Consider the following 25,343-nt stretch of genomic DNA (forward strand, 5'->3'; position numbering starts at 1 on the left):
GGAGGCTTCTTGGGATCGACTGCGGGTTTCGGGTGCTTCGGGGAGAAGCTGATCGGCGGCTCCACGGGCGGCTGCCATCGGCCGTCGCCCCCGGGAGCGGGCGCACGCTCCCGGCGGCGCTCCGAGAATGCGGGGCCTCCCCCGCAGCAGCCGAAGGAACGACCCCGTGAACTCCACAACGACGCCGGACCTCAGGGCCGGACGGGCCGCCACGCTCGTCATGGCCTGCCTGGGTGTCTTCGTCGCCTACCTGCCCGTCACCACCGTGTCGGTGAGCCTGCCGGCGATCCAGCGCGCGCTGGGCACGTCGACCTCCGAACTGTCCTGGGTGTCGGACGCGTTCGTGCTGCCGATGGCCGCGCTGATCCTGACCACCGGCGTCTGGGGCGATGTCCACGGCCGCAAGAAGGTCTTCCAGACCGGCATGGTCTTCTGTGCGCTGGGCGCCGCGATCTCGCTGCTGTCCAGCTCGGTGCAGGCACTGTGGGTCGGGCAGGCGGTCTCCGGCATCGGCGCCGCCGCTCTGCTGCCCACCACACTCACACTGATCAGCCATGCCGTGCCCGACCACCGTGAGCGGGGCAAGTTCATCGGCTTCTGGGCGATGAGCCTGACGGCCCCGCTCGCCGTCGGCCCGCTGATCGGCGGCGCCCTGCTGGAGCACACCACCTGGCGCTGGATCTTCCTGCTGCCGATACCGCTCTCCGTGGCCCTGCTGGCCGTCGCCGCGTTCCGGCTGCCCGACTCGCGCGCCCCGCACGGCCGCCGGCTCGACTGGCCCGGCCAGATCACCGCCGCCACCGCCGTCACCGCACTGGTCTACGGCGTCATCGAGGGCGGCGCGGACGGCTTCGACGAACCCGCTGTGATCACCGCGCTGACGCTCGGCGCGGTCGCCGCCGGAGCCTTCGTCCTGGTGGAACTCCGCAGTACCAGCCCGATGCTGGACCTGGCGCTGTTCCGCAGCCCCGCGTTCACCGCCACCGCACTGGTGGCCGTGGTCAGCTTCCTCGGCCTGATCGGCTTCTTCTTCGTGCTCAGCCTGTACTTCGGCCTGGTCCAGCACCTGAGCACCATGCAGGCGGCACTGCGGATGGTGCTGGTGTCCGGCACCTCGCTGGTGGCCGGCCTCCCTGTCGGACGGCTGATGCACCGGATCCCGCCGAGGGTGCTGATCACCTCCGGGCTGGCGCTGGTCGCCGCCGCGATGTTCGCCATGACCGGCGTCGACGCCCACACCTCCTACGCGGCGCTGACCTGGCGACTGGTGCTGCTCGGACTCGGCATGGGCGCGGTGCTCACCCCGATGACCGCCTCCGCAGTCTCCGCCGTTCCCTTCCACCTGGCCGGGATGGCCGCGGCCGGCAACAACGCGATCCGCCAGGTCGGCGCCGCGCTCGGCCCCGCCGTCCTCGGGGCGCTGCTCACCACCCGTGCCCTGAACGCCCTGCCCGCACAGCTCGCGAACGCCGGCGTCCCGGCCCAGACCGGCGCGCGTGTCCTGGACTCCGCCCGCGAACACGGCCTGGGCGCCGTCGCCGGACTCGACCTCGGCCCCGCCACGGGACAGGCCCTGACCGCGCTGAGCAACTCCTTCCTGGACGGCATGCGGCTGTGCCTGCTGGTCTCCGCCGGCCTCGCCCTGCTGGCCGCGCTGGCCTGCGCCCTGCTGCTGAAGAGCCCGTCGAGCGCGGCACCGAGGGCGGCGGGTCCGGGACGGCCAGTGCCGGAAGCGGAGCAGGCCGCGGTCCCGGTTGCGGCGCAGCCAGCCTGAGGAACAGGAAGCAGGGGGACCGACAGCGGTGGTACTGCACCCCGCTGGAGGGAGTCGGTCCGCTGCGCTTCGGGATGAGTCCGCAGCAGGTGTCGGCCGCCCTGGACGGCGAGGTGCCGGCCGAGGGCTGGGGCCGCCACCCCTTCCCGGTGGGCAGCCCTTGGGAGGACCAGGGCACTCCCGAGGAGTGGCACGTGAGCAAGGAGTACTACGCCCGGGCTGGGGCGAGCGCGCACTACTTCTACGCGTCGCAGGCGGGCAGGGGTTCCGTGCTGGTCCGGGTGAGCGTCCACGGGCGCAGCGGCCCCCTAGTGTCCCTCTACGGCATCGAACTGATCGGCCGCAAGCCCTCCGCCGTCGAGGCGGACATCATCCGCTACATCCAGGACCGCGGCCTGGACCTGCGCATGGGTTGCGGCGGGGACATCAGCCCGGGCGACTCTCAGGTGTGGGCACGGGCGGAGCGGGCAGGGGACACCTCGGTCAGCGCGGCCTGCTTCTGCATCGAGGACTTTGAGTACCACGGCTGACCCCGCGTCCAGAAGCCGATCAGCCAGTCGACGCCGGCTCCTCTCCCGTTCCACGCAGACGTTCAGGCGTGCTCACTCCGGTCTTCCCGGCCGCCCGATGCCGCGCTGATTCGACAAGATCCGAAAGAGAGGTCCTAGCCGACCATGATCAAGCTCGGCGCCAACCGCTGTACCGGTGTTCCCCGAGGCCGGGCTACCGTCTCCCCATGACCAGCGTCCCGACCAGCAACGGCCCGACCAGCAACGGCCCGAGTGGCGGCGGCTCGACCGGTGGCGGCCCGGACCCGATCCCGGGCACCGACACTCCCGAGGCCATCCGGCCCCGCGTCACCTGCCGCCGCTGCCATCGCCCGCTGCACGACCCGGAGTCGCGGATCCTGCGGCTCGGCCCGGAGTGCCGCGATCCGGCGGAGCGGGTCGCGCGCTTCGACGTCGACCAGGATCCGCTGCCGGGCATCGGGTGACGGGCGTAGCCCGCCGACCTCTGTTGTAGCGCCCGTCAGGCGCGCCGGAAGAGGCGGCGCAGGAGGCCGGGGCGGGGTTCCGGTTGCTCCTGGGGCGCCACCTCGGCCTGCTGGGCTTCCCCGACTTCCCCGACTTCCCCGGCTTCCCCGGCTTCCCGGGCTTCCCTGGCCTCCTGGGCCTCGGCCCGCTCGATCAGCCGCCGGGCCAGGTCGAGGTCGGCCCGGGGCAGCCAGGGCGCGGTGAGCGCCAGCGCGGCGAGCGAGCGCAGGACGGTCACCACGCGGGTGCGGCGGGCCCGGGCGCTGTAGTGCAGCCGCTGCCGGAGCCGGTCGGCGATGTCGGCGCGGGTCTCGGGGTGCGTCCAGCCGATCGCGACGAGGGCGAAGCCGGCCGCCTCGACCACCCAGTCCTCGGGCCCGAGCAGCAGGTCGACCAGCACGCGGCGGCGGTCGGAGTCCTCCCACGGCTGGTCGGTGCGGTGGTGGGCGATGCCGAGGCAGGCGAAGACCTGGACGGCCCGCACCCACAGTTCGGGCTGGTGGGCGAGCAGGGCCCGGCCGAGGTCGTCCTCCCGGGGCATCGGCGGGTGGACGAGCGCGCCGAGCAGGTCGTCGAGCGGCAGCCCGGCCAGCCGGACGGCGTGGTCGTAGGCGGCGGGGACGGTCGCCCAGACGATCTCGGCGGTGGCCCGGACGAGTTCGGCGCTGTCCGGTGCGGGCGGGGCGACGGCCGGGCGCGGGTCGGTCCCGTCCCAGGCCCAGATCCGGGTGGCCGGTTCGGCCAGCGGGAGCCGGGGGTCGGGCTCGGCGACGGACCGGTAGTCGACGGTGGCGCGCGGCAGGGCGAGGCGGACGGCCAGCAGGGAGCTGGGCGGTTCCACGGCGGAGGCGCTGCACTCGATCTCGCTGTCGCGGGTGGTGCCGGGGGCGGCGAGCAGCTGGTGCAGCACGTTGACGGTCGCCTCGGTGGCGCCGGAGACCATGCCGAGCCAGGGTTCCCGGTGGCTGAGCCGTTCCAGCAGGTCCTGGGCGTACTCGTGGTCCGGGTGGGCGCGGTGGTGGTCGGCCAGGGCGAGCAGGTGGGCGGGGTCGCCGTCGGCGGCGTGCCGCAGGCCGTACCGGGCGGGGGCCGCCTTGGGGTGGTCGGGTTCGGTGGCGAGCACGCGGTCCAGCCAGGGCAGGCCGTCGGCGGGGCGGCCGAGGGCGCCGTACAACTCGGCGACGTCGACGGCGAGGTAGCTGCTGGAGTTGTCCCGCTCCGGTTCGACCCGGGCCAGTTCGGCCTCCCAGACGGCGAGCGCCCGTTCCGGCCGGCCGTGCGCGCGCAGGGCGTTGCCGAGCATCACGGACGGCAGGTAGCCGGGGGCCAGCAGGTGGGCCAGTTCGGCGAGTTCGACGGCGCGGTCGGTGGCGCCGAGGCGGCGGGTGAGGCCGGAGGCCATCGCGAGCAGCAAGGCGTGGTCGCCGTGGCGGGCCACCACGGACTGGACGAAGTCCTCGAACGGCTGGACGGCTTCGGCGAGTTCGGCGGGCAGCGGGTCGGGCAGTCCGCCGGCGGCCCGGGCCACCGCCTGGGCGACGGCGTCCGGGTCGACGAGGGCGGGCAGGTCCTCGCGGGCGAGCCAGGCGGTGTGCGCCCAGGGTCTCGCGGGCTCGTACTGGATCGCGGAGGCGAGCAGGCCGACGGCGGTGTCCCAGTCCCCGGCGGCGGCCTCGACGTGGGCCCGGCAGGCGACGGTGCCCAGGTAGACCTGGCCGTCCAGCGGGAACAGGTCGCGGGCGGCGGCCGGTCCTCCGGCGGCGGCGCACAACTCGGCCAGCGCCTCGTACAGTTCGGGCAGCTGGGGGTCGGCGAGGATCGCGTCGGCCAGGTGGTCGGCGGCGTGCGGGAGGTCTCCGGAGTCGATGGCCAGCCGGGCCACCGCCACCTCGCCCTCCGCCGCCAGCCGCTCGTCGCCCTCGTCGTCGGCGTGCCCCATGTGGTCGTCCCCCCGCTCGCGGTGTCTGCCTTGTGCGCGGACGAGGCTATCCCGCGTATCTGATGACCGGATGATCAATCTGCCGGTGTGTCGGACGAGCTGGAATTGGCCTGAATCGCGCTCACCTCTAGGTCGGATACACCCCGAACGAGTGGTTTGGGTGCTGGTCGGCGCCTTTTCCCGGAATCGGCGCACCACGATGTTCCCGACGCTTCGCTCCCGACGCTTCGCTCCCGAAGCACCCCCCGGTGCACCCACCGGAGCACCCCCACCCCGACGACAAGCGAGAAGTGACGATGAAGCTCTCCCGCACCCTGTCCATGGCCGCCTCGGCCGCCGTCCTGAGCACCGTCGCCCTGGGCACCACCGCCCTCACCGGGCACGCCACACCAGCGGCCGCCGCCTCGTTCGTGGTCAGCGAGGCCCAGTTCAACCAGATGTTCCCGAGCCGGAACTCCTTCTACACCTACCGCGGCCTGACCGACGCCCTCAGCGCCTACCCCGGGTTCACCACCACCGGCAACGACGCCACCCGCAAGCGCGAGGCCGCGGCGTTCCTCGCCAACGTCAGCCACGAGACCGGCGGCCTGAAGTACGTCGTCGAGCAGAACACCGCCAACTACAGCCACTACTGCGACGCCTCGCAGCCCTACGGCTGTCCCGCCGGCAAGAGCGCCTACTACGGGCGCGGCCCGCTCCAGATCAGCTGGAACTTCAACTACAAGGCCGCGGGCGACGCCCTGCACATCGACCTGCTGAACAACCCCTACCTGGCCGAGAAGGACCCGGCCGTCTCCTGGAAGACCGGCCTCTGGTTCTGGAACACCCAGAAGGGCGCCGGGACGATGACCGCGCACGACGCCATCGTCAACGGCAAGGGCTTCGGCGAGACCATCCGCAGCATCAACGGCGACCTGGAGTGCAACGGCAAGAACCCGGACGAGCGCAACGACCGCATCAACCTCTACAAGAAGTTCGTCGGCGTCCTCGGCACCGACGTCGGCGGCGGCAACATCTCCTGCTGACCGGCGACCCCGTGCGTGGGAAGTCGACCGGGCCGACTTCCTGCTCACGGCCCCCCGCAGACCGGCGCATCCCAGCGCTCGACGAGGAGCCTGCGCCGTCCTGCACGAGGCGTTCCTCACGGAGGCCCGGGCGGCGTCGGGCTCGGCGGACGGGCACCTCCCGTACGGGTTCAGGATCCACCTCGCGACGGCGCGGCTGCGGTGAGGCCGGTCCCGTCGGGCACCTGAATATTTCATCACGAGAAATATTCAGGTGGTCGTCGGCGTTGACCACGGAGCCGGGTGCGGGAAGGCCCCGCACGGCTGGAGACGGGAGCGACGCCGTGCGCGTGGAGATCTGGACCGACATCAACTGCCCGTGGTGCTACATCGGCAAGGCCCGGTTCGAGCAGGCCCTGGAGCGGTTCCCCCACCGCGGGGACGTGGAGGTCGTCCACCGCTCCTTCGAACTCGACCCCCACTCGCCGGCCGAGGCGCGGCCGGTCGTCCCGCTGATCGCCGCCAAGTACGGGCTCAGCCTGGACCAGGCCGAAGCGGCGGAGGCGCGGATCGCGGACAACGCGCACGGGGAGGGGCTGGCGTACCTCCGCGAGGGGCGCGACGCGGCGAACTCCTTCGACATGCACCGCCTGCTGCACTTCGCCAAGGACCACGGGCGGCAGGGGCAGCTGCTGGACGCGCTGTACCGGGCCAACTTCGCCGACGCGCGATCCGCGTTCGCGGAAGGGCGACTGGTGGACCTGGCCGTCGAGGCGGGGCTGGACGGCGAGGCCGCGGCGGCGGTGCTGGCCGATCCGGACGCCTACGCGGAGGCGGTACGCGAGGACGAGGCGACGGCGGGCGCGATGGGCGCCACCGGGGTCCCGTTCTTCGTGTTCGACCGGCGGCTCGGGGTCTCGGGCGCCCAGCCCGCCGAGACGTTCACGGCGGCACTGGAGCAGGCCTGGGAGAGCCGGGTGGCGGTGCCCCTGCTGGTCGGCGGCGCCGGCGGTGAGGGCAGCGGCGAGGTCTGCGGGCCGGACGGGTGCGAGCTGCCGCAGCGGTGAGGCGAAGGGCGTGGAGCAGGAAGTCGGCGGGGCCGACTTCCTGCTCCGGGGGTGTCAGCGCTTGGGGGCGATGAGGCGGATGCCGGTCCAGTCCGCAGCGGCGCTGATGGCCTTGGTCGAGGCGAGGCCGGCGGTCTGGGCGGCCTCGTTGACGTCGCTGGGCTCGATGTAGCCGCCCCGGCCCGGCTTCGGGGTGAGCAGCCAGATCATGCCGCCCTCTTCGAGGAGGCCGATGGCGTCGACCAGGGCGTCGGTGAGGTCGCCGTCGTCCTCGCGGAACCAGAGCAGGACGGTGTCGGCCACGTCGTCGTAGTCCTCGTCGACGAGGTCCTGGCCGATCAGCACCTCGATGCCCTCGCGGAGATCCTGGTCGACGTCCTCGTCGTAGCCGATCTCCTGGACGACCTGCCCGGGCTCGAACCCGAGCCGGGCCGCCGGGTTGGTGCGCTCTGTCGTCATGCCGGTGTTCCTTTGACTTGGAGGCGCCTGTCGCCTCGCATCCGGGTAGCCAACCAGACACGGACGGCGGTCGGCGCGGAACACGCCCGGAGATTGACGATCCGTCAGATCTTGCGGCAGGAGATGACCACGGACGAGCTGACGGTCAACAGGAGTTGCGCACCGCCGGCCGCGTCGGCCCGGGCAATGGTGGCGCCCAGCTCGCCGGGCGGGAGGGGGAACGTGTGCGGGCGCAGGTCGGCGTCGTGCGCCACGACCGCGTCGCCCTCGACGTAGAGCAGCAGGTATTCGGCGACGTCGGACACGTCGGGTCCCCTCCCCTGGGGTGGCTGGCGCTTGGCGCTGCCCACGCTAGGGGCCGCGCGGGGCGCGGTCGGTGGCATTCACCCGGCACCACTCCCACGGGTGAACGCGGTCGAGGACGAGCGAGGGCTCGGGCTGGGGTTGAGGTGGGGGTTGAGGCGGGCGGGGTGCCCGGCGGCGTTGCGACCGGCGGCCTCGCGGTAGGCGATGCGCTGGACGGCGGTGAGCAGGCGGTAGAGGTTGAGAGCGGCGTCGGAGTCGTCGGCGGCGAAGCCCAAGTGGAAGATGAAGGCTTCGAGTTCGCGCCAGTCGAAGTCGTCGGGGACGGGCTGGGCGGCGCCGGGGGCGAGGGTGTTGAAGGCGGCGGCGACGGCGTAGTGGGTCGCGGCGAGGGCGTTGGCCAGGGGGTTGGGGCCGAAGTCGGGCTCCGGGGCGGGGTCGGACATGTCAGGGGTCCTCCTCGTCGGGCTTTGCAACGTTGAGTGCGGTGATGACGCCCAGGACGACGGTGGCGATCGCCAGGGCGAGGAGGACGGCGAAGGCGGCCGCGATCAGAAAGCGCACGGGTCGTCGCGGTCTCGGTCGGCGGCGAGGAGGAGGGAGAGGAGGTTGAGGAGGGTGGAGGCGGGGGCCGTGTTGAAGCGGACGAGGATGCGGCCGTCGATGGTGCGGTCGGTGGTCGCGGAGGGGAAGATGAGGCCGAACCTGCGGCCGCGCTCGTCGACTTCGGCGAGGAGCGTGCGGATGTGGTCGTCGGTGTAGTACCGGATCCGGGGGTCGGTCGGCAGCATCGGGTAGCGGCGGGGAAGAGGCATCAGGCGGCGTCCAACTGCAGTTCGAACCAGACGGATTTGCCCTGCTTACGCAGGTCAGTGCCGAAGCGGTGGGTGAGGGAACGGACGAGGTGGAGGCCCCGGCCGGAGAGGGCGAGGGGGTCGGCGGGGACGCACGGCTCGGGCGGGAGGGTCTGGCTGTCGTCGCAGACCGAGACCCGGAGCCTGCGGTTGAGGAGGGACAGCACGACGAGGGGCGCGAGGCTCCCGGCGTGCTTCCACGCGTTGAAGAAGAGTTCGTGGAGGGCGAGTTCGGCGTCGGAGATGGTGGGGGGCGGCCAGCCGGCGGTGGTGAGGAGGTCGCACAGCTCGGTGCGGGCGGCGGTCCAGTCGGGAGGGTTGGAAGCACGCATGGGAGACCCCAGGAGGAGAGGAGGGGAATCGGCGGAAACGTCGCCATGAACCGGACTGACGCTCCGTCATGTGATCAGTGCAACACTGAGAGTAGGGGTCTGTCTGGCAAGGTTGCAAGCAGATCCAGGAGACTCGTACCAGCCATCACTCGTTGGTGGCATCCCGGAGGGGTTGTGCGCGAGACTGCGCCGACAGGGAAGGACGATCGTGGGATACAAGGGACCAATCAGCCAACGGCAGCGCCGATTCGGCGAGGAGCTGCAGCACCTGCGGACAGCCGCCGGGCTGTCGTCTGCCGACGCCGGGGCACTGGTCGGTATGAAGGTTCCGGCAGTGAGCCACACCGAGGCTGGTCGGATCACTCTCAACCCCGAACGCCTCGAAGTCTGGCTCGACGCCTATGGCTGCACGGACCCGGTATACCGCGCGGGTCTTACCGAGATGGGGCGGAGCAGCGGCAAGGGCTGGTGGAGCGAGTTCGAGGGCAAAGTTCCGACACTCGCGCTGGATCTGGCCGAGGCGGAGGACAGGGCACAGACCTTCTCAGTGTTCGATACGCTCCATATCCCCGGCAGCTTGCAGGTCCCGGGCTATATCGAAGCTATCTACAAGGATGCTTACCAAGATGGCCGTTGGGACACGGCGACCGCCGTCCAGTTCCGTCTACAGCGGCAGCGCGTCCTGACCGACAGTAGGCGTCAGTTTCGATTCGTCATCCACGAAGCAGCTCTTCAGATGCGGTTCGCCGGCAAGTCGGTCATGCACGAGCAGCTTCTTCACCTCGTCGATATGGCGGAGCTACCCAATGTCACGATCGAGATCATTCCATTCGACGCCCCCAAGAAGGTCCCCTACACAGGCGCCTTCCTGATCTGCGACCCCGGGTGCACCGCGCTGTCGACCATCATCCTGGATGGGCCCAAGCGCGCTATTCACCTTGGGGATCCATCAGATGTAGTGGCCTACCACCAGAAGTTTCGCGAGGCCTGCGATCTCTCATTACCGGCCGTGGATGCGTCGAAGCCCAGGCGTGATTCCTCTCGTGACTCGTGGGGACTCCTTCAGCACCTCATCTACCAGCTTCAAACGTGAAAGGCGCCCGATGTCCGACCTTGCCTGGCAGAAGTCATCCTTCAGCGACGCAGACGGCGGCAGCACATGTCTTGAACTAGCGACTGGGGTCGACAGCCTCCGTCACTTCCGCGAGTCCGACGACCCCGACGTCATCGTCACCACCACCGTCCCCAAACTCCGCGCCTTCCTCCTCGGCGCCAAGGCCGGCGAGTTCGACCATCTCGTCCGAGCCTGAACTCCACGCACGCCCGGCGGTCAGCACACTCGGTGCTGACCGCCTCCGCTCAGCTCCCTGTTCCGGGCCGCCCGCACTGGGTTAGCGTGGACCCATGTCGAGAGACCTGCCCGCGCTACGGGCATCCCATCAGGACCGGGACCGCACCGTAGAAACGCTGCAGGTCGCCGCCGCAGACGGCCGGCTCACCCCCGAGGAGCTCGAAGCCCGGCTGGAATCCGCGCTCTCGGCCCGGACGCTCGCCGAGCTGGCTGAGCTGACCACCGACCTGCCGAGCTTCGCGTCGGCCGTGCCCACGCCGAAGGACGTGCTGGTCATCGACCAGCGCGGCGGCAAGTACACCCGGACCGGACGCTGGGTGGTCCCCCGGCACATCGAGTTGCGGCCGAAACATTGCACGGTCACCCTCGACTTCACCGAAGCGGTCATCACGGCCGACACCCTTCTGATCGACGCGGCCCTGCGGCACGGCAAGCTGCTCATCATCAGCCCGCCGGGCCTCGTCACCCTCGACACCGACGATCTCACCCTCGTCTTCTCCAAGGTCAAGCAGCGCTCCAACGGCGGCGGCGACGCCACCAGCCCCCGGCTCCGGATCGAGATCACCGGCACCCTCAAACACGCCAAGGTCATCGCGCGCGCTCCCCGCCGCCGCCTCTTCGCCATCTGAGGCAGCCCCGCTCCACAGCTACGCTTCCTCGCCCGCTCGTCGATCCCGACGAGCGGGCACCTCCCGTTGCCCGGCCGGTCTCCCGCCCTCAAAGAGCCCGCCATGACGCATCGTTGGCCGATTCCCGCCTTCCGACACGACCACGCCGGTGACCTCCTCTTCGAGCATCTCGGCTGCGCGCGAACCCCGGCCGTCCCGCGAAGATCGGCGCCCGGAGGGTCGAGGCCGTGGTCGAATCTCCCAGACGAACGATGCAGTTCTTCCCGGAGGTGAACGATGCCCGCAGATCCCCCACTTGAGGACCTGCTGCGATCCTGCACCCGCTCCGCGCTTCACCTTGAGATGCGCGACGGCTACATGCGGGACGACCCACTGTTCCTCCGCTGGCTCGACGGGCACCGGGACGACCCGGCCGACCGCTCGTCGTGGTGGAACCCGTGGTTGCAGCTGATCCACGAAACCACCGCCCGAGGCGTCGAGGTCCGGCGCGCCCGTGTGGTGTCGGAGCCGGTGAGCGAGTACATCCGGTTCGAACACGAGATCACGTTCCGGAACATCGCCTCCGGCGAGCAGGTCCGGTGGCTCCCCCGTCAGCAGACGACCGACCTGGCGCTCCCCGGAAACGACTTCTGGCTCATCGACGGGCGGCTGCTCGTCGTCCACCACTTCAGCGGCGAGGGCGACTTCGTCGACGACGAGATCAGCACCGACCCGCAACCCGTGAAGCTCTCCCACTCCGCGTTCGAGGCCGTCTGGGAGCGGGCGGTCCCGCACGAGGACTTCCAGCTCCACTGACCGGTGCACGCGCGCCATCCGGCGTCCAGCAAGGCAATCTGGCGTTGGCCAGGTGCCGTAGGAGGAGGCCGCACCCGCCCGCTCGTTGGAGCCCAACGAGCGGGCGGCAAACGTCCTACCGCCCTCTTGGCGGCGATCAACCGGAAGGGTGAGGCTCACGCACACCGGTGCACCCCACTCGACTACGGGAGTGAGAATGGCCCTGAGGTTCCTCGGCATCATCCCGAACACCCCGGACACGGACTCGCCGACGATCTGGTTGGACGAGGAAACCGGAGACTTGCTGATCCAGTCCTACAAGGCCACGGACAACGAAGTGAAGGCATGTCAGGAGATCGGTTCGATCCCCGGCCACTCCACCGACGTGCCCGATCACGAGACGATCATCAGGCTTCCCGAGATCATGCTTCAGTTCATCCCCAAGCCCGACAGTGAGTAGGAGCGATGACGAACCCGGTACTTGAGGGCCTGGCCGAGTCCAAGGTTTCCGCCGTACACCTTGAGATGCGCGACGCCTACCAGCCCAGCGACCCCGAGTTCATCGCATGGCAGCAGGGCAAACGCCTTGACCCTGCCGCCGAGCGGTCGTCCTGGTGGCGCCCGTTCCTGGACGTGGTGGCCGAGACGACGGCACGCGGTCTCGTGATGAGGCGTGCCCGGGTCGTCTCCGAACCGGTCACCGACTACATCCGGTACGAGTACGACGTGACGTTCCCGAACGTCCGGGCGGGCGAACAGGTCCGTTGGCTTCCCCGCCGGAAGGCGGCCGACATCGCGCTGCCCGGCACCGACCTGTGGCTGTTCGACGGGTCGTCGGTACTTTTCACGTACTTCTCGGGCGTCGGTGAGGTCGTCGACCGCGAATGGCGCACCGAGCCGGCCGTCGTGGAGTTGGTGCAGTCGGCCTTCGAAACGGTGTGGGAACGAGCCATCCCGCACGAGGAGTACCGGCTTCACTGATCCACCATGGCCGCCTCGCCTGCACGCCCTGCCCTCGACGGCGAAAACCCCTGCCCTGCCCGCGCGTTGGGGACCGACCGGCGGGCGTGGCTGCCCCCGGTGGGCAGGGTTGCTGCCCCCGCCGTCCCTATCGCTCCGGGTGTGGGCGGGGTATCCAGGACTCACCGGCCATCGACCCGAAGGGACGCCGATGAGGACCAGCGACAGTGACGACAAGGCGCACGCCCCCTCGACCGCCCGGACACCCGCGCACGCGCCCGCGCCCGCGCCCGCACCAGCACCCGCGCTGCTCGGCCTCCAGGCGTCCGTCGGGAACGCCGCCGTCGTCCGACGACTCCAGCGGGCCGGCCAGGTACAGCGCTCCGCCGCCGCCGTCCACGACGTGCTGCGCAGCGGCGGCCGCTCGCTCGACGGCGCCACCCGCGCCGACATGGAGGCCCGCCTGGGCGCCGACTTCTCGGACGTCCGGATCCACGACGACAGCGCCGCCCGGAGCTCCGCCGCCGAGATCGGCGCCCGCGCCTACACCTCCGGCAACCACGTCGTCATCGGCGACGGCGGCGGCGACCGGCACACCCTCGCCCACGAGCTGACCCACGTGCTCCAGCAGCGGCAGGGCCCCGTGGCGGGCTCCGACAACGGCTCCGGGCTGAGCGTCAGCGACCCGTCCGACCGCTTCGAGCGCGAGGCCGAGGCCAACGCCCGGCGGGTGATGTCCGGCCCGACCGCAGGCCGCCGAGCCGACCACGCCGCCACCCACGAGGACGAGGAGCACCGGGGCTGAGCCGTCCCGCCCGCGCCCATCAACGGGATCGTTCATCGTTTGTCTACCGCCTTGCCCCATGGTCAGTCCCACGGGGCGCCCCGAACTTTCACGGGCGCGATATGGACGAAAGAGGTACCCGGGGATGAAGGCAGTGAAGGCAGTGCGACGCATGGCCGTCGGGGTGGCGGCCACGGCGCTGGCGCTGACGGGGACGATGCTGGGGGCCGGCACCGCGCAGGCGGCGTACGACCCGACGACCCACACGCTCTGGAACGACGAGCCGCTCTACCCGGGCTGGCACGTCGACTCCGAGAACTCCCGGCTGATCATGCAGTCCGACGGCAACCTGGTCGTCTACCGCGGGTACAACACCCCGAACCCGCTGGCCGTCTGGAACTCCGGCACCCACGTGAACCACTGCGGGTACAAGGCGGTCATGCAGTCCGACGGCAACCTGGTCGTCTACTCCGCCTCCGGGGGCGTCTGCTGGTCCTCCGGCACGTACGGGCACCCGGGCGCCCGGCTGGTGGTGAAGAGGCTCGGCGGCGTCGCCATCTACTGGGGTGACGGCGAGGTCCCCATCGTCACCACGCCCACCAACGACATCCGCATGTGGGCGATGTCCTCGGACCTCTACTGACCACCGCACCGGCCCGGAGCGCCGCTCAGGCGCCCCGTTCGGCGAGCCAGCGGACCAGGTCGGCGACGGACCACTGCGGGCGGGCCGCGAGGCGCGCCGCCACCGACCGCAGGAGTACGGGCAGGTAGCCGCAGAGCTCGGCGACCTCGGCGGCCGGGCCCGGCTCCCGGCGGATCCGCTCGGCGCCGACGACCCGGGCCAGTAGCTCGTACGCGTCCTGCGGCTCCAGCGGGCCGACGGCCAGCCGGGCCGCGTCGGCGGGCAGGGCGCCCGGTTCGGCGCCGGCCACGACGGCCGCGCAGCCCGCCACCGCGGGCAGCAGCGGCGCCGGGTCGGTGACGCCGTCGAGCACGACCAGCACCCGCCGTCCGGCGAGCGCGGCCCGGTAGCGCACGCCCAGTTCGCCGACACCGGCGTCCTCGACGGGCCGCTCCCCCAGGGCCCGCAGGAAAGCGGCCAGCACCGCTCCCGGCTCCGCCGTCCCGCCGGCCGCGTACAGCTGCCCGTCCGGGAAGGCGTCCTGGACGGTGTGCGCCAGGTGCACCGCGAGCGCGGAGGTGCCGCTGCCGGCCGGCCCGGACAGGCCGAGCACCGGCGAGGCCCCGGCATCACCGCCGTCGACATCACCGCCGGCACCGGCACCGGCACCGGACCGCAGGATCCGCTCGGCCTCCCGCACCTGGGCCGCCCGCCCGACCAGGTCGGGGATGTCCGGCGGCAGCTGGCAGGGCCGGGCGGGCCGGCACGGCGGTACCGGGGCGGACGGCGCCGCGAGCTCGGCGTCCCCTCTCCGGATGCGGGCGTGCAGGTCCGCGACCGCCGGTGCCGGTTCGAGCCCCAGCTCGCGGTCCAGCCGTTCGCGCAGCGCCTCGAAGGCGGCCAGCGCCTCGGCCGTCCGCCCGCAGCGGTGCAGGGCCAGCAGGTGGAGGCGCTGCACCTCCTCGTCGCGCGGGTGTGCGGCGGCGAGCGCGTCCAGCGCGGGCAGCGCCTCGGCGTGCCGGCCGAGCGCCAGGTCCAGGTCGTGCAGCACCTTGACGGCGGCATGGTGACCGGCGGCGAGCCGTTCGCGGGCGCGTTCGGCGAAACCGCCGGGCACGCCGTCCAGCGCACGCCCCTCCCACAGCGCGAGCGCGCCGGCGAGCAGTTCCCGGGCCCGCACCGGGTCGTCGTAGCGCAGCGTGACGGCCTCACCCACCCCGGCCTCGTAGCGGAACAGGTCGACGGCGGCCCGGTCGACCTCCAACCGGTAGCCACCGGCGGTGGCGACCAGCAGGCCGGGGGCCGCGAGGGCACGGCGCAGCCGGTGCGCGTGGGTGCCGATCTGGCCGGCCGGGGCCTTGGGCCAACGGGCGACATCCTCGCCCCACAAGCCCTCGACCAGCCGTTCAGTGGGCACGAGCTGGCCCGGGGCAAGCAGCAGGGCGGCCAGCACGGCCCGCTGCTGCGGCCGACCGAGATCGATCTCGTGGCCGTCGCACCGGGCCCGCAGCGGCCCCAGAACACGGAATTCGAGCCCCATGCCCCCACCCCTCGAAGCCATGAGTTCAAGTACACAATCCGTGACAGAGCATAGGTGACCGGATCAGGGGGCGCCGCCGTCCGTACGGAAGTGGCGTGATCCGGGCACCGGACGACATTCGGGGACGGGACATGGTTGACATCGGGGCGTCCGGGCTGCGGTTCGGACTGCTGGGACCACTGCGCGCCTGGCACGGGGAGCGGGAGATCGAACTGGGCCGACCGCAGCAGCGGGCCGTCCTGGCGGTGCTGCTGGACGCCGCCGGACGGACGGTGGCGACGCCGGTGCTGGTGGAGGGGGTGTGGGGCGGGGCCGCACCGGCCGACCCCCGCAAGGCCGTCCAGCTGGCCGTCTCCCGGCTGCGTTCGGCCTTCAAGCCGTACACCGGGCCGGATCCGCAGCGGATGCCGCTGGTGCGGGTCGGCGACGGGTACGCGCTGCGGGTGCCGGACGCGGAGGTGGACGCGGCCCGCTGGGAGGAACTGCTGGCCACGGCCGGACGGCTGCGCGACGAGCAGGCCCCGCCGCAGGAGGTCCGGGAGGTCCTGCTGGCCGCGCAGCGGCTGTGGGTCGGCGAACCGCTGGCCGGGCTGCCGGGGCCGCACGCCGAGGCCGTCCGCTCCCGCCTCGCCGAACAGCGACTTCACGCCAAGGAGACGCGGCTGGAGCTGGACGCGGAGATCGGCGACCACACCGGTCTGACGGCCGAGGCCGCCGCACTCGCCCTGGAACACCCCGAACGGCCCCGGCTGACCGCCGTCCTGATGCGCGCCCTCTACCAGGCGGGCCGCAAGGCCGAGGCGCTCGCCGTGTACGAGGACGCCCGCCGCCGACTGCCGTCCGGCGGGGACGGGCCCACCCGGCACGAGGACACCCGCCGGCCGCCGACGGCCGCCGCCGCCGCTCCGACGGCCGAGGACGGCCCCGCCGCACTGCACCTGCGGATCCTGCGCGAGGACCCGTCCCTGCTGCCCGCCCCCGCCGCCTCCGCCTCCGTCCGCGCCGAACCCGCCGCCGCCTGGCAGCCGCCCGACCAACTGCCCGACGGCCTGGCCGACTTCACCGGCCGCACCGAGGAGGTCGAGACCCTGGTGGACCGCCTCGCCGGGGCCGGCGGGCGAGCCGTCGTGGTCTCCGCCCTGGACGGCATGGGCGGGGTCGGCAAGACCACACTCGCTGTGCACGTCGCCCGACAGGCCCACGGACGCTTCCCCGACGGGCGGCTCTTCGCCGACCTGCGCGGCGCCGACCGCACCCCGCTGGACCCGGGCGCGGTGCTCGCCGGCTTCCTGCGCGCCCTCGGCGTGGCCGCCGCCGAGATCCCGCTCGACACCGGGGAGCGCTCCGCCCTCTACCGCTCGGCACTGGCCGGGCGGCAGGTCCTCGTCGTCCTCGACAACGCCGCCACCCTCGGCCAGGTCGAACCACTGCTGCCCGGCTCGTCCGGCTGCGCCGTCCTGGTCACCAGCCGCGTCCGGCTGGCCGGCCTCGCCGGGGCGCACCAGATGCGCCTGGACACCCTGCCGCCCGCCGAGGCACTGGAACTGCTGACCCGGATCATCGGCGCCGACCGCGTCGACGCCGAACCCGGGGCCGCCGAGGAGATCGTGCGGGCCTGCGGACTGCTGCCGCTCGCCGTGCGCATCGTCGCCTCCCGGCTCGCCGCCGACCCCGCGCTCACCCTGGCCGCGCTCGCCGACGGGCTGCGCCGGGAACACCGGCTGGCCGAACTCAGCGACGGCGAACGGACCGTGGAGGCCACCTTCGCCCTCTCCTACCACCGCCTCGACGCCGAACTCGCCCGCGCCTTCCGCCTGCTGTCCCTGCCCGACGCCCCGGACGTCCCGCTGCCCTGCGCGGCCGCGCTGCTCGGCCGCACCGAAGCCGAGACCGACGAACTCCTCGAAGCGCTCGTCGACCTCAACCTGCTGCACTCCCCCCGCTTCGGCCGCTACGGCTTCCACGACCTGGTCCGCGACTACGCCCGCGGCCGGCTCGCCGCCGAGGAGCCCGCCGCCGAACGCACCGCCGCCGCCGACCGGCTGGTCGACTACTGCCTGGCCACCGCCCGCAACGCCGACCGCGCCGCCCGCAAGGCCGACCCGGTCGAACTCAGCCTGCTCGACGCACCCGTCCGCTCCCCCGGCAAGACGATCACGGACGGGCCCGCCGCCGTCCGCTGGATGCGCGAACAGGCCGGCGTGCACGCCTCCGCCATCGCCCTGAGCTGCGCCGACCCGGCGCTGCCGCTCGACCGGGCGGCCGAACTCGCCGACCGGATGGGCTCCGTACTCGCCGAACGCACCCAGACCCGCGACATCGCCGACCTCTCCGACCGCATCGCCCGCGAGGCCGCCGCCCGCGGCGACCACGGCCCGCTCGCCCTCGCCCGCTACGTGCGCGGCGGCATGCTCTGGCACATCAACCGCTACGCCGAGTCCGAGCAGGACATCCGCCAGGCCGTCGCGCTCTGCCAGGACGACGACGGCGGCAACGGGGGCAGCGGCGACGGCCCGAAGGTCCGCGTCCTCGCCAAGGCCCTGCTCACCCTCGGCGGCAACGCCCGCGTCCACGGCCGCTACGCCGACGCCGCCCGACACGCCGGCCGCGCCGCCGACCTGTTCCGCCGCCTCGGCGCCGAACGCTCCGAGGGCAGCGCCCTCGGCGAGTTCGCGTTCAGCTGCGCCCAGACCGGCCGGCTGGCCGAGGCCCGGGACGCCGCCGAGCGCGGCGCCCGCCTGATGAGCGGCTCCGGCCCGGTGTCCGCTGCCACCGGCCGCTACTACCTGGCCCGGGTCCTGCGCCTGTGCGGCGACCCGGAGGCGGCGCTCGCCCACGCGGCCGGCGCCCGCGACGAGTTCGCCGCCCTTCAGGTGACGGTGTTCGCGGCGGCGGCGGGCGACCTCGCCGCCCGGATCCACGCCGAGGCCGAGCGCTGGCTGCTCGCCGCCGACGCCGCCGAGGCGGCGCTGCCGCTCGCCCGCCGCACCAGCGCCGCCCTGGAGGCCGCGCTGCTGCGCACCCTGGGCACCGCGCTCACCGGCCTCGGCCGCCCCCGCCAGGCCCGCGCCTGCCTCGCGGACGCGCTGGAGGTGTACGAGCGGCTCGGACTCGGCGAGGACGCCGAGCGGACCAGGGCCCTGCTGGACGGCCTGCCGCAGCCCTAGGTCCCGGCCGATCTCGGCGGGCCGGACGAGACCTGGCAGGCCCTGGGCCCGGGGGCCGCCCCCCCTTGTTGATCACTTGTCTACCGCGGTCCGCGATCTTCTCTCTCGTCAGGTCGCGGACCGCACCAGTGCGGAGCCGGGGCCACTCCCATCGAAGATAGGCGCCACTCATGCCCACGCTCCCGCAGAACGGCCAGGTCTGGACCCTCAAGTCCGCGAACGGAACGGTCGCCGACGTGCGCTCCAGCCAGAGCAGCCCGGGCACCCCGGTCCAGTCCTGGGGCCCCAACGGCACCACCGCCCAGGGCTGGGTCTTCTGGGCCAAGGACGGCGGCAGCTGGCTCCTGGAGACCCAGCTCACCAACGGCAGGCACGCCCCCGGCCAGGCCGTCGTCATCGACTACAACTACTCCACCGGCCAGACCTGGCTGTTCAACGAGCACGGGCAGCCCAACCAGCGCTGGGTGCTGGACGTCATCGACAACGACTGGTTCCGGGTCCGGACCGTCCGCGGCGACGAGGGCCAGCTGTTCCTCACCGCGGCCGCCCCCGGCGCCCCGCTCACCCTCACCAAGCAGGACGACAACAACCCGGCGCAGCGCTGGCAGCTCATCCCGGCCGGCGGCCAGAACGGCGGCGCCGGCGGCCAGCAGCAGCCCCAGCCCCAGCCGCAGCCGCAGCCCGGCGGCGACTTCCGCACCGAGATGCTGGCCTCCGTCAACACGGAGCGCGGCCGGGCCGGCCTCCAGCCGCTGCGGCTCGACGACCGCCTGAGCGCCGCCGCCCAGCGGCACGCCAACGACATGGCGTCCCACGACCTCACCCAGCACGACGGCACCGACGGCAGCAACCCGTGGGACCGCATCCACGCCGCCGGCTTCCAGTTCCGCTCGGCCGCCGAGAACGTCACCCCGGGCAACAGCGTGGCGGAGGCCATGCAGATGTGGATGAACAGCCCGCACCACCGCGACAACATCCTGGGCCGCGACTTCACCTCCATCGGCATCGGCTACACCCCCCGCCAGCGCGGCAACTGGGGCCGCTACGTCCAGACCTTCGCCCAGGCCTGACCTCCCCGCCCCCTCAGCCGTCACAGCAGCCACAGCAGCCACAGCAAGCAAGGAGCCACCCTCATGTCCTCGAACGCGGCGGACCTGATCCGCGTCGCCCGAGACGAGGTCGGATACCAGGAGGGCCGCAGCGGCTCGCACTGGAACAACATCCAGAAGTACTCCCCGACCGTCCCCGGCCTGGAGTGGTCCCAGGGCGAGGCCTGGTGCGCGACCTTCGTCGCCTGGTGCGCCCAGCAGTCCGGCAACGCCGGGCTGTTCCCGGTGACGGCCTCCTGCGCCGAGGGCGTCGCCTGGTTCAGGGACCGCGACCGCTTCACCGACTACCCGGTGATCGGCGGCCAGGTGTTCTACGGCCCCGGCGGCGGCAGCCACACCGGCATCTGCGTCGCCTACACCAGCTCCACCATCACCACCGTCGAGGGCAACACCAACGACGACGGCAGCTCCGAGGGCGACGGCGTCTACCTCAAGACCCGTGACCGCAAGTCGAGTTGGGTGTACGGGTACGGCGTCCCGGACTTCGCCGACGGCGTCATCCTCGCCGACCCGCAGTGGCGGGACCGCCAGGGGGCCGTCTACTTCGGGCAGGAGGCCTCCGCCGCCGACCAGCCGAACGGCGGCGCCCGGCCCCAGGCCGACAGCAGCGGGGACGGAGGCGGGGGCGAGGGCGGCTACGAGCCCTTCCCCGGCGCCGACTTCTTCCAGGACGGCCAGAAGAGCGACGTCATCACCCGGATGGGCGAGCGCCTGGTCGCCGAGGGCTGCTCCGCCTACGCCGAGGGCCCCGGCCCCGAGTGGTCCGGGGCGGACCTCGAATCCTTCCGCAACTGGCAGCACAAGCTGGGTGACTCCGGCAGCGACGCCGACGGAGTCCCCGGCCCCAAGCAGTGGGACGCCCTCCAGGTCCCGCGCGGCTGACGCCGCACCTCGACCACACCCGGATCCACCACACCCAAGAAGGAGAACCCGATGAAACCCGTCACCCGTACCCGCAGGTTCCTCGCCGGGCTCGGCGCCGTCGCGGCCGTCGCGGGGGCGGCCGTGGTCACCTCCCCGGCCGCGCACGCCGCCGGCTGCGAGCTGGCGCCGAACCTGCAGACCGTCACCGCCGTCTACAACGGCGCCACCGGCGTCCTCGACCTGCCGGCCAACACGGAGACCAACGGCCAGCGGATCGGCGTCTACCAGGGCAACCAGAGCCCCGCGCAGACCTGGTCGTTCTGGGGCTACTGCGACGGCACCACCGCCATCTCGCACGGCTCGGCCGGCAAGGTCGTCGACCTCGACACCGGCTCGGGCGCCGTCCAGCTCTGGGACACCCCCGGCGGCTGGGACGGCCTCAACCGCCCGGCCGGCGACTGGCTGCCGGCCAACCAGAAGTGGATCCGCACCAGCGAGGACCGCGGCTGGTACCTGATCCAGAACGTGGCCACCGGCCAGTGCCTCAAGTCCAACGGCGTCGCCCAGCTCACCTCGGTGACGTCCTGCAACGGCAGCGACCCGGCCCAGCGCTGGAAGATCGGCTGACGGCTCCCCGAGAGGGGTCCGACGGTTCCCGCCCGGGGCGCGAATCGTCGGACCCGACCCGTCCCCGGTCCGTTCGCCGACTCCGGCGGGCGGACCGGTCCGCGCCCACCACCCTCCGCCCGAGCCACCCCTGGGCCGGCGGAGGGGTTCGTCGGCGAGCCGGTCCTCGACCTGCTCGCCCACGAGTGGGCCCCGTGACACGCCGCCGACCCCCTCCCCGACGGCGTGTCACGGTCAGGCGTCCGCCGTCACCGCGCTGCGGGCGTCTCACGCTCCGGCGTCCGCCGTCAACGCGCCGCAGGCACCCGCGCCGTCACCGCGCCACAGGCACCCGGTGGATCCGCAGGAAGGCGTCGACACCGAGCGCCGCGATCCGGGCGAGTTCCTCGTCCGCCACCGGCAGGGCGCCCCAGAACGAGCGCTCGGCGACGCCGTGGAAGGTCAGCAGCGTGAACTGCTCGGCGGTCTGCGGGGCGTCGTCGACGGCCAGCAGGCCTCGGTCCGCGATCGCCTCGAACCGCTGCGCGAGGTCGCGCTGCGAGGCGATCGGGCCGGCCTCCAGCCACGCCTCCAGGACGTCGGCCGGGATGTTGGCGACCTCGGCGCGGATGGCCCGGCCGAGCGCGCCGCGGTCCCCGGCCGAGAGGACGGCCCGGGCCCGTTCGACCGCGAAGTCGGTGAGGCCCTGGCGCAGGTCCACCACCCGGTCGAGGTGCTTGTCCATCAACTCGCGCATGACCTCGGTCAGTTCGGCCGAGTTCTGGAGTGCGACGGAGAGGAAGAGGGTCTCCTTGTCGGCGAAGTGGTTGTAGACCGTGCGCTTGGACACCCCGGCCTCCGCCGCGATCGCGTCCATGCTGGCCCGGACGTATCCCTCGCGCCCGAACACCGCCGTCGCGGCCCGCGTGATCGCCTTGCGCTTCTCCGGCCGTCCCGCTCCGCCCGTCGCCGCCACGGCGCCACTCCTCATCTACCGGGACTCTCGAAAACTGCCCGGTGTAGTGTCTCCCGAGCCCGCCTGAGCCGGGTTGCCATCGAACAAGGGTGCTCTATGCTGCCTACAACCTCTACACCCGTGTAGAGGGAATTCAACAGCACGCCTGCCCCCGACCGGAACACGGAAGCCGAGCGCGGGAACCGGCCGGCCGAACAGCAGCGTCCAGAAGTGGCAGCGCACAACGGCTCATCACACGAGGACCGGGCGCAGGCGCCACAGGGGCGCAAAGCACGGGAACACCGGGGGTGAGTGCGTGGCGGGGCGGCGAGGACGGACGTCCAACCAGGAGGCACGCGGGCGAACGCCAGGCCAGGAGACGCAGGCGCGGACGACCGACCAACGGACGGCCGACCAGCGGTCACCGGGGCGGACACCCGACCGGCGGGCACCGGGGCGCACCTCCGACCAGGGAGCCCGTCGGCGGGCGAACAAGGCCCCCGTCCGCCCCTTCCCCGGCGGAGCGGCCCTGCCCGTGGCCCTGGCCGTGGGGCTGCCGGCGGTGGGCGCCGGGATCGACGAACTCTCCGGCCCCGGCATGGGGACGGCCTTCCTGGTGGGCGCCGTGCTCGGCACCGGCCTGGCGGCCGCACTCAGCAGCCGCAATGGCTGGTGGTGGGTCCTCGCCTCCACTCCGCTGCTGGTCCTGGGGGTGACGGCCGGCGCGGAACTGCTGGCCAACGGCGACGCCTACCGGGGCAAGAACCTGGCCACCGGCTCGGCGAAGTGGGTGGTCCACGACTTTCCCGTGATGGCCGCGGCCGCCGCAGCGGCCGCCCTGGTGATCGTGGTCCGGCTGGTCCGGGACCGGAGGAGGGACCATGGCTGAGAACCCGCAGACCCGGGACGGGGGCCGCGCCGCCGCGCCCCCGACCCGCCGCATCTCCCCCCTGCTGATCGCGGGCCGGACGCTGGCCTGCTCGGTCGCCCTGGCGGTGTTCGGCGCCAGCGGGGTGGTCTGGTACGAGGTGACGTCCCTCACCGACGGGATGACCACCTCCAACGCCATCGCCGAGACCAAGAAGAACGCGCCCAAGCACCTCGACAACTCCGTCAACATCCTGCTGATCGGCCTCGACAGCCGCAAGAACATGGACGGGACGGACCTGCCGCCGGAGTTCGTCCAGGACGAACTGCACGCCGGCCACAGCTCCGATATCGGCGGCTACAACACCAACTCCCTGATCCTGCTGCACATCCCCGCCGGCGGCGGCAAGGCGCAGGCCGTCTCCATCCCCCGTGACGACTACGTCATGACCTACACCGGGGACGGCAAGCAGGCCGGCATGCGCAAGATCAAGGAGGCCTACGGCGAGGCCAAGGAGAAGGCCACCCCGGCCCTCCAGGCGAAGGGGCTCAAGGGCGCGGACCTGGAGAAGGCCGGCCGCGACGCCGGCCGGGCGGCCACCATCCAGACCGTGCAGAAGTTCCTCGACCAGCCCGTCGACCACATAGCCGAAGTCAACCTGATGGGCTTCTACGACATCGCCAAGGCCGTCGAGCCGATCGAGGTCTGCCTCACCCACGACACCAAGGACCCGGCCATGGAGGGCCAGGGCTCCGGTGCCGACTTCCACAAGGGCATCAACAAGCTCAACGCCTCCCAGGCGCTCTCCTTCGTCCGCCAGCGCCACAACCTGGACGGCCCGGACGGCAACAGCGGCGACTTCGCCCGCACCCACCGCCAGCAGGCCTTCATCTCCTCCGTCGTGCACAAGCTCAAGCAGGACGGCGTCATCAGCGACCTCGGCAAGCTGCAGCAGCTGTTCGGCGTGGTGCAGAAGGACCTGGTCATCGACAACGAGTGGAACGTCCTCGACTTCGCCCAGCAGGCCCCCAACCTCACCGGCGGCAACGTCGAGTTCAACACCCTGACCTTCGACGGCTTCGGCACCCGCAACGGCCAGGACGTCAACCTGGTCACCCCCGCGAAGCTCCAGAAGGTCGTCAAGCAGATCTTCGGCTACGCCGACTCCGCGCCGGCCGCCCCCGACGCGGCGGGCGACACGCCCGCCCCGGCGGCCCCCTCCGGGCCGGCCACGACCGCGCCGCCCACCACCAAGGCCGCCGCCCCCACCACCGTGGACGTCTTCAACGCCTCCACGGCCGCCGGGGTCTCCTCCACCGCCGAGTCCAAGGCCCTGGTCGCGATGGGCTTCAAGGCGGGCAAGACCGGCAGCGCCGCCGCGAAGCCCAAGACCACCACCGTGGCCTACGGCAAGGGCGCCAAGGAGGCGGCCGACCAGATCGCCGCCCGCTACGGCGTCACCGCCATGGAGTCCGCGTCGGCCCCCGCCGACCGGGTGGTCGTCACCCTCGGCACCGGCTTCACCGGCGCGACCGACGACAAGACCGGCGCCGCAGCGCCGGGCGGCGGCGCGACCGGGGCCCCGTCCGACCCGGCGGCCAACCTGCCCGTACAGGGCCCGTCGGTCGACGCCCAGAGCGACGGCGGCATCCCCTGCGTCTACTGACACCCCGCACCTGACGCACCGCACCGAGCCGTGGGGAGGCTCCCACCAGGGAGCCTCCCCACGGCTTTTCCCCACGGCTTTTCCCCACGCCCTTCCCCCGCGTCCGACCCCAGGGCGGACACCCCTCGCATGATTCTCCGTACTATGTATAGTGTACTGCGTACGGGATAACCGCGCGCTCGCGCCGACGAGAGGGCTCCGCCATGCAGATCACCACCACCACCCTCGCCCTGACCGTCGAGGACGCCACCGCCTCCGCCGCCTTCCTCCAGCGGCACTTCGGCTACACCGAGGAGATGTCGGCCGACGGCTTCGTCTCGCTCCAGCACCCCGGCGGCGGGGTCGGCGTCGTCTGCCTGCGGCGCGGCCTGGAGGTGCTGTCCGAGGACCAGCGCGACCGGACCGCGACCGGCGTCATCCTGGCGTTCGTCGTCGAGGACCTCGCCGGCGAGGAGCGGCGGCTGCGCGGCGAGGGGGTCGAGATCACCCTGCCGCTGCGCGAGGAGCCGTGGGGCGAGAAGCTGTTCCAGGTCACCGACCCGAACGGGGTCGTGATCGAACTGGTCGAGTGGGCCGAGCGGTAACCGTTCAGCGCAAGCTGGGCGTCAAGAACAGGGTCGGAATCGCCGTGCGCGCCTTCGAGATGGGATACGCGACCGGTCGATTGGCCGAGTGAGGTGTT

27 protein-coding genes and 1 pseudogene are annotated in these 25,343 nt (G+C 72.5%); 20 read left to right on the forward strand and 8 right to left on the reverse strand.

Annotated elements, in window-relative coordinates; genetic code table 11:
• Positions 1–220 precede the first annotated feature (220 nt).
• The 3 genes from AB0O82_RS20355 to AB0O82_RS20365 all read left to right on the forward strand — a co-directional run bounded on the left by AB0O82_RS20355 (position 221) and on the right by AB0O82_RS20365 (position 2,768).
• Positions 221–1,774: an MFS transporter gene (locus tag AB0O82_RS20355; RefSeq protein WP_363585409.1), complete on the forward strand. Its 1,554-nt coding sequence runs from the start codon at positions 221–223 to the stop codon at positions 1,772–1,774.
• Positions 1,775–1,848: 74 nt separating this feature from the next.
• Entirely contained in the window at positions 1,849–2,304 is a 456-nt protein-coding gene (locus AB0O82_RS20360; RefSeq protein ID WP_363585380.1) for a hypothetical protein, read from the forward strand.
• Positions 2,305–2,510: 206 nt separating this feature from the next.
• Positions 2,511–2,768 (forward strand): DUF6011 domain-containing protein, encoded by a 258-nt coding sequence (locus tag AB0O82_RS20365; RefSeq protein WP_363585381.1) that lies wholly within the window; start codon positions 2,511–2,513, stop codon positions 2,766–2,768.
• A 35-nt stretch (positions 2,769–2,803) separates the two neighbouring features.
• On the opposite strand, the gene AB0O82_RS20370 is transcribed toward AB0O82_RS20365, so the two are convergent.
• Positions 2,804–4,747, reverse strand: coding sequence for a hypothetical protein (locus tag AB0O82_RS20370; RefSeq protein WP_363585382.1), 1,944 nt, complete (start codon positions 4,745–4,747; stop codon positions 2,804–2,806).
• 296 nt (positions 4,748–5,043) lie between these two features.
• Between AB0O82_RS20370 and AB0O82_RS20375 the strand changes: the two genes are divergently transcribed.
• Positions 5,044–5,772, forward strand: coding sequence for a chitinase (locus tag AB0O82_RS20375; RefSeq protein ID WP_363585383.1), 729 nt, complete (start codon positions 5,044–5,046; stop codon positions 5,770–5,772).
• Positions 5,773–6,095: 323 nt separating this feature from the next.
• Positions 6,096–6,818 (forward strand): DsbA family oxidoreductase, encoded by a 723-nt coding sequence (locus tag AB0O82_RS20380; RefSeq protein WP_363585384.1) that lies wholly within the window; start codon positions 6,096–6,098, stop codon positions 6,816–6,818.
• 54 nt (positions 6,819–6,872) lie between these two features.
• Here AB0O82_RS20380 and AB0O82_RS20385 read toward each other — a convergent pair whose 3' ends face one another.
• From AB0O82_RS20385 to AB0O82_RS20405, 5 genes are all read right to left on the reverse strand, one after another.
• The gene (locus AB0O82_RS20385) at positions 6,873–7,277 is read right to left on the reverse strand and encodes a DUF3052 domain-containing protein (RefSeq protein WP_363585385.1); all 405 of its coding nucleotides are present in this window, start codon (positions 7,275–7,277) and stop codon (positions 6,873–6,875) included.
• Positions 7,278–7,381: 104 nt separating this feature from the next.
• On the reverse strand, positions 7,382–7,582 hold the full coding sequence (locus tag AB0O82_RS20390; RefSeq protein ID WP_363585386.1) for a hypothetical protein: 201 nt from the start codon (positions 7,580–7,582) through the stop codon (positions 7,382–7,384).
• Positions 7,583–7,660: 78 nt separating this feature from the next.
• Positions 7,661–8,026 (reverse strand): hypothetical protein, encoded by a 366-nt coding sequence (locus AB0O82_RS20395; RefSeq protein ID WP_363585387.1) that lies wholly within the window; start codon positions 8,024–8,026, stop codon positions 7,661–7,663.
• A 105-nt stretch (positions 8,027–8,131) separates the two neighbouring features.
• Positions 8,132–8,395 (reverse strand): hypothetical protein, encoded by a 264-nt coding sequence (locus tag AB0O82_RS20400; RefSeq protein ID WP_363585388.1) that lies wholly within the window; start codon positions 8,393–8,395, stop codon positions 8,132–8,134.
• Positions 8,395–8,766: an ATP-binding protein gene (locus AB0O82_RS20405; protein ID WP_363585389.1), complete on the reverse strand. Its 372-nt coding sequence runs from the start codon at positions 8,764–8,766 to the stop codon at positions 8,395–8,397. The genes AB0O82_RS20400 and AB0O82_RS20405 overlap by 1 nt, the downstream gene beginning before the upstream one ends.
• Before the next feature lie 208 nt (positions 8,767–8,974).
• Here AB0O82_RS20405 and AB0O82_RS20410 point away from each other — a divergent pair, with 208 nt between their 5' ends.
• The 8 genes and pseudogenes from AB0O82_RS20410 (at position 8,975) to AB0O82_RS20445 (ending at position 13,907) form a co-directional block, all read left to right on the forward strand.
• Positions 8,975–9,859 (forward strand): helix-turn-helix transcriptional regulator, encoded by an 885-nt coding sequence (locus tag AB0O82_RS20410; protein ID WP_363585390.1) that lies wholly within the window; start codon positions 8,975–8,977, stop codon positions 9,857–9,859.
• A 10-nt stretch (positions 9,860–9,869) separates the two neighbouring features.
• A complete protein-coding gene (locus AB0O82_RS20415) occupies positions 9,870–10,076 on the forward strand; it encodes a DUF397 domain-containing protein (protein WP_363585391.1) in 207 nt (68 codons plus the stop codon).
• Between the two features lie 94 nt (positions 10,077–10,170).
• Entirely contained in the window at positions 10,171–10,746 is a 576-nt protein-coding gene (locus AB0O82_RS20420; RefSeq protein WP_363585392.1) for a DUF1707 domain-containing protein, read from the forward strand.
• Between the two features lie 276 nt (positions 10,747–11,022).
• Entirely contained in the window at positions 11,023–11,541 is a 519-nt protein-coding gene (locus tag AB0O82_RS20425) for a DUF6879 family protein (RefSeq protein ID WP_363585393.1), read from the forward strand.
• A gap of 196 nt (positions 11,542–11,737) precedes the next feature.
• Complete coding sequence (locus tag AB0O82_RS20430) at positions 11,738–11,980, forward strand: hypothetical protein (RefSeq protein WP_363585394.1); 243 nt, start codon at positions 11,738–11,740, stop codon at positions 11,978–11,980.
• A 5-nt stretch (positions 11,981–11,985) separates the two neighbouring features.
• Entirely contained in the window at positions 11,986–12,501 is a 516-nt protein-coding gene (locus AB0O82_RS20435) for a DUF6879 family protein (RefSeq protein WP_363585395.1), read from the forward strand.
• 190 nt (positions 12,502–12,691) lie between these two features.
• Positions 12,692–13,219 (forward strand): annotated as a pseudogene (locus tag AB0O82_RS20440) (DUF4157 domain-containing protein); the annotation flags it as partial.
• 190 nt (positions 13,220–13,409) lie between these two features.
• Positions 13,410–13,907, forward strand: a complete 498-nt coding sequence (locus AB0O82_RS20445; RefSeq protein ID WP_363585396.1) for a hypothetical protein — start codon at positions 13,410–13,412, stop codon at positions 13,905–13,907.
• 25 nt (positions 13,908–13,932) lie between these two features.
• On the opposite strand, the gene AB0O82_RS20450 is transcribed toward AB0O82_RS20445, so the two are convergent.
• On the reverse strand, positions 13,933–15,426 hold the full coding sequence (locus tag AB0O82_RS20450; RefSeq protein WP_363585397.1) for a BTAD domain-containing putative transcriptional regulator: 1,494 nt from the start codon (positions 15,424–15,426) through the stop codon (positions 13,933–13,935).
• A 131-nt stretch (positions 15,427–15,557) separates the two neighbouring features.
• Here AB0O82_RS20450 and AB0O82_RS20455 point away from each other — a divergent pair, with 131 nt between their 5' ends.
• The 4 genes from AB0O82_RS20455 to AB0O82_RS20470 all read left to right on the forward strand — a co-directional run bounded on the left by AB0O82_RS20455 (position 15,558) and on the right by AB0O82_RS20470 (position 21,193).
• Positions 15,558–18,593 carry a BTAD domain-containing putative transcriptional regulator gene (locus AB0O82_RS20455; protein ID WP_363585398.1) on the forward strand — a complete coding sequence of 1,012 codons (3,036 nt, stop codon included), beginning with the start codon at positions 15,558–15,560 and terminating at the stop codon, positions 18,591–18,593.
• A 170-nt stretch (positions 18,594–18,763) separates the two neighbouring features.
• Complete coding sequence (locus AB0O82_RS20460; RefSeq protein ID WP_363585399.1) at positions 18,764–19,663, forward strand: CAP domain-containing protein; 900 nt, start codon at positions 18,764–18,766, stop codon at positions 19,661–19,663.
• A gap of 63 nt (positions 19,664–19,726) precedes the next feature.
• Positions 19,727–20,584, forward strand: coding sequence for a peptidoglycan-binding protein (locus tag AB0O82_RS20465; protein ID WP_363585400.1), 858 nt, complete (start codon positions 19,727–19,729; stop codon positions 20,582–20,584).
• A gap of 51 nt (positions 20,585–20,635) precedes the next feature.
• Positions 20,636–21,193, forward strand: a complete 558-nt coding sequence (locus AB0O82_RS20470; protein ID WP_363585401.1) for an RICIN domain-containing protein — start codon at positions 20,636–20,638, stop codon at positions 21,191–21,193.
• Between the two features lie 313 nt (positions 21,194–21,506).
• Here the strand turns inward: AB0O82_RS20470 and AB0O82_RS20475 are convergent, their stop codons facing one another.
• Entirely contained in the window at positions 21,507–22,148 is a 642-nt protein-coding gene (locus tag AB0O82_RS20475; protein WP_363585402.1) for a TetR/AcrR family transcriptional regulator, read from the reverse strand.
• Positions 22,149–22,662: 514 nt separating this feature from the next.
• On the opposite strand from AB0O82_RS20475, the gene AB0O82_RS20480 reads away from it, so the two are divergent.
• The 3 genes from AB0O82_RS20480 (at position 22,663) to AB0O82_RS20490 (ending at position 25,245) form a co-directional block, all read left to right on the forward strand.
• Positions 22,663–23,016 carry a DUF6542 domain-containing protein gene (locus AB0O82_RS20480; protein WP_363585403.1) on the forward strand — a complete coding sequence of 118 codons (354 nt, stop codon included), beginning with the start codon at positions 22,663–22,665 and terminating at the stop codon, positions 23,014–23,016.
• Positions 23,009–24,661 carry an LCP family protein gene (locus tag AB0O82_RS20485; protein WP_363585404.1) on the forward strand — a complete coding sequence of 551 codons (1,653 nt, stop codon included), beginning with the start codon at positions 23,009–23,011 and terminating at the stop codon, positions 24,659–24,661. Before AB0O82_RS20480 ends, AB0O82_RS20485 begins: the two co-directional genes overlap by 8 nt.
• Positions 24,662–24,864: 203 nt before the next feature.
• Positions 24,865–25,245 carry a VOC family protein gene (locus AB0O82_RS20490; protein WP_363585405.1) on the forward strand — a complete coding sequence of 127 codons (381 nt, stop codon included), beginning with the start codon at positions 24,865–24,867 and terminating at the stop codon, positions 25,243–25,245.
• The last annotated feature ends 98 nt before the right edge of the window (positions 25,246–25,343 follow it).

The sequence above is a fragment of the Kitasatospora sp. NPDC088264 genome (genome assembly GCF_040685715.1).
Taxonomy (GTDB): domain Bacteria; phylum Actinomycetota; class Actinomycetes; order Streptomycetales; family Streptomycetaceae; genus Kitasatospora.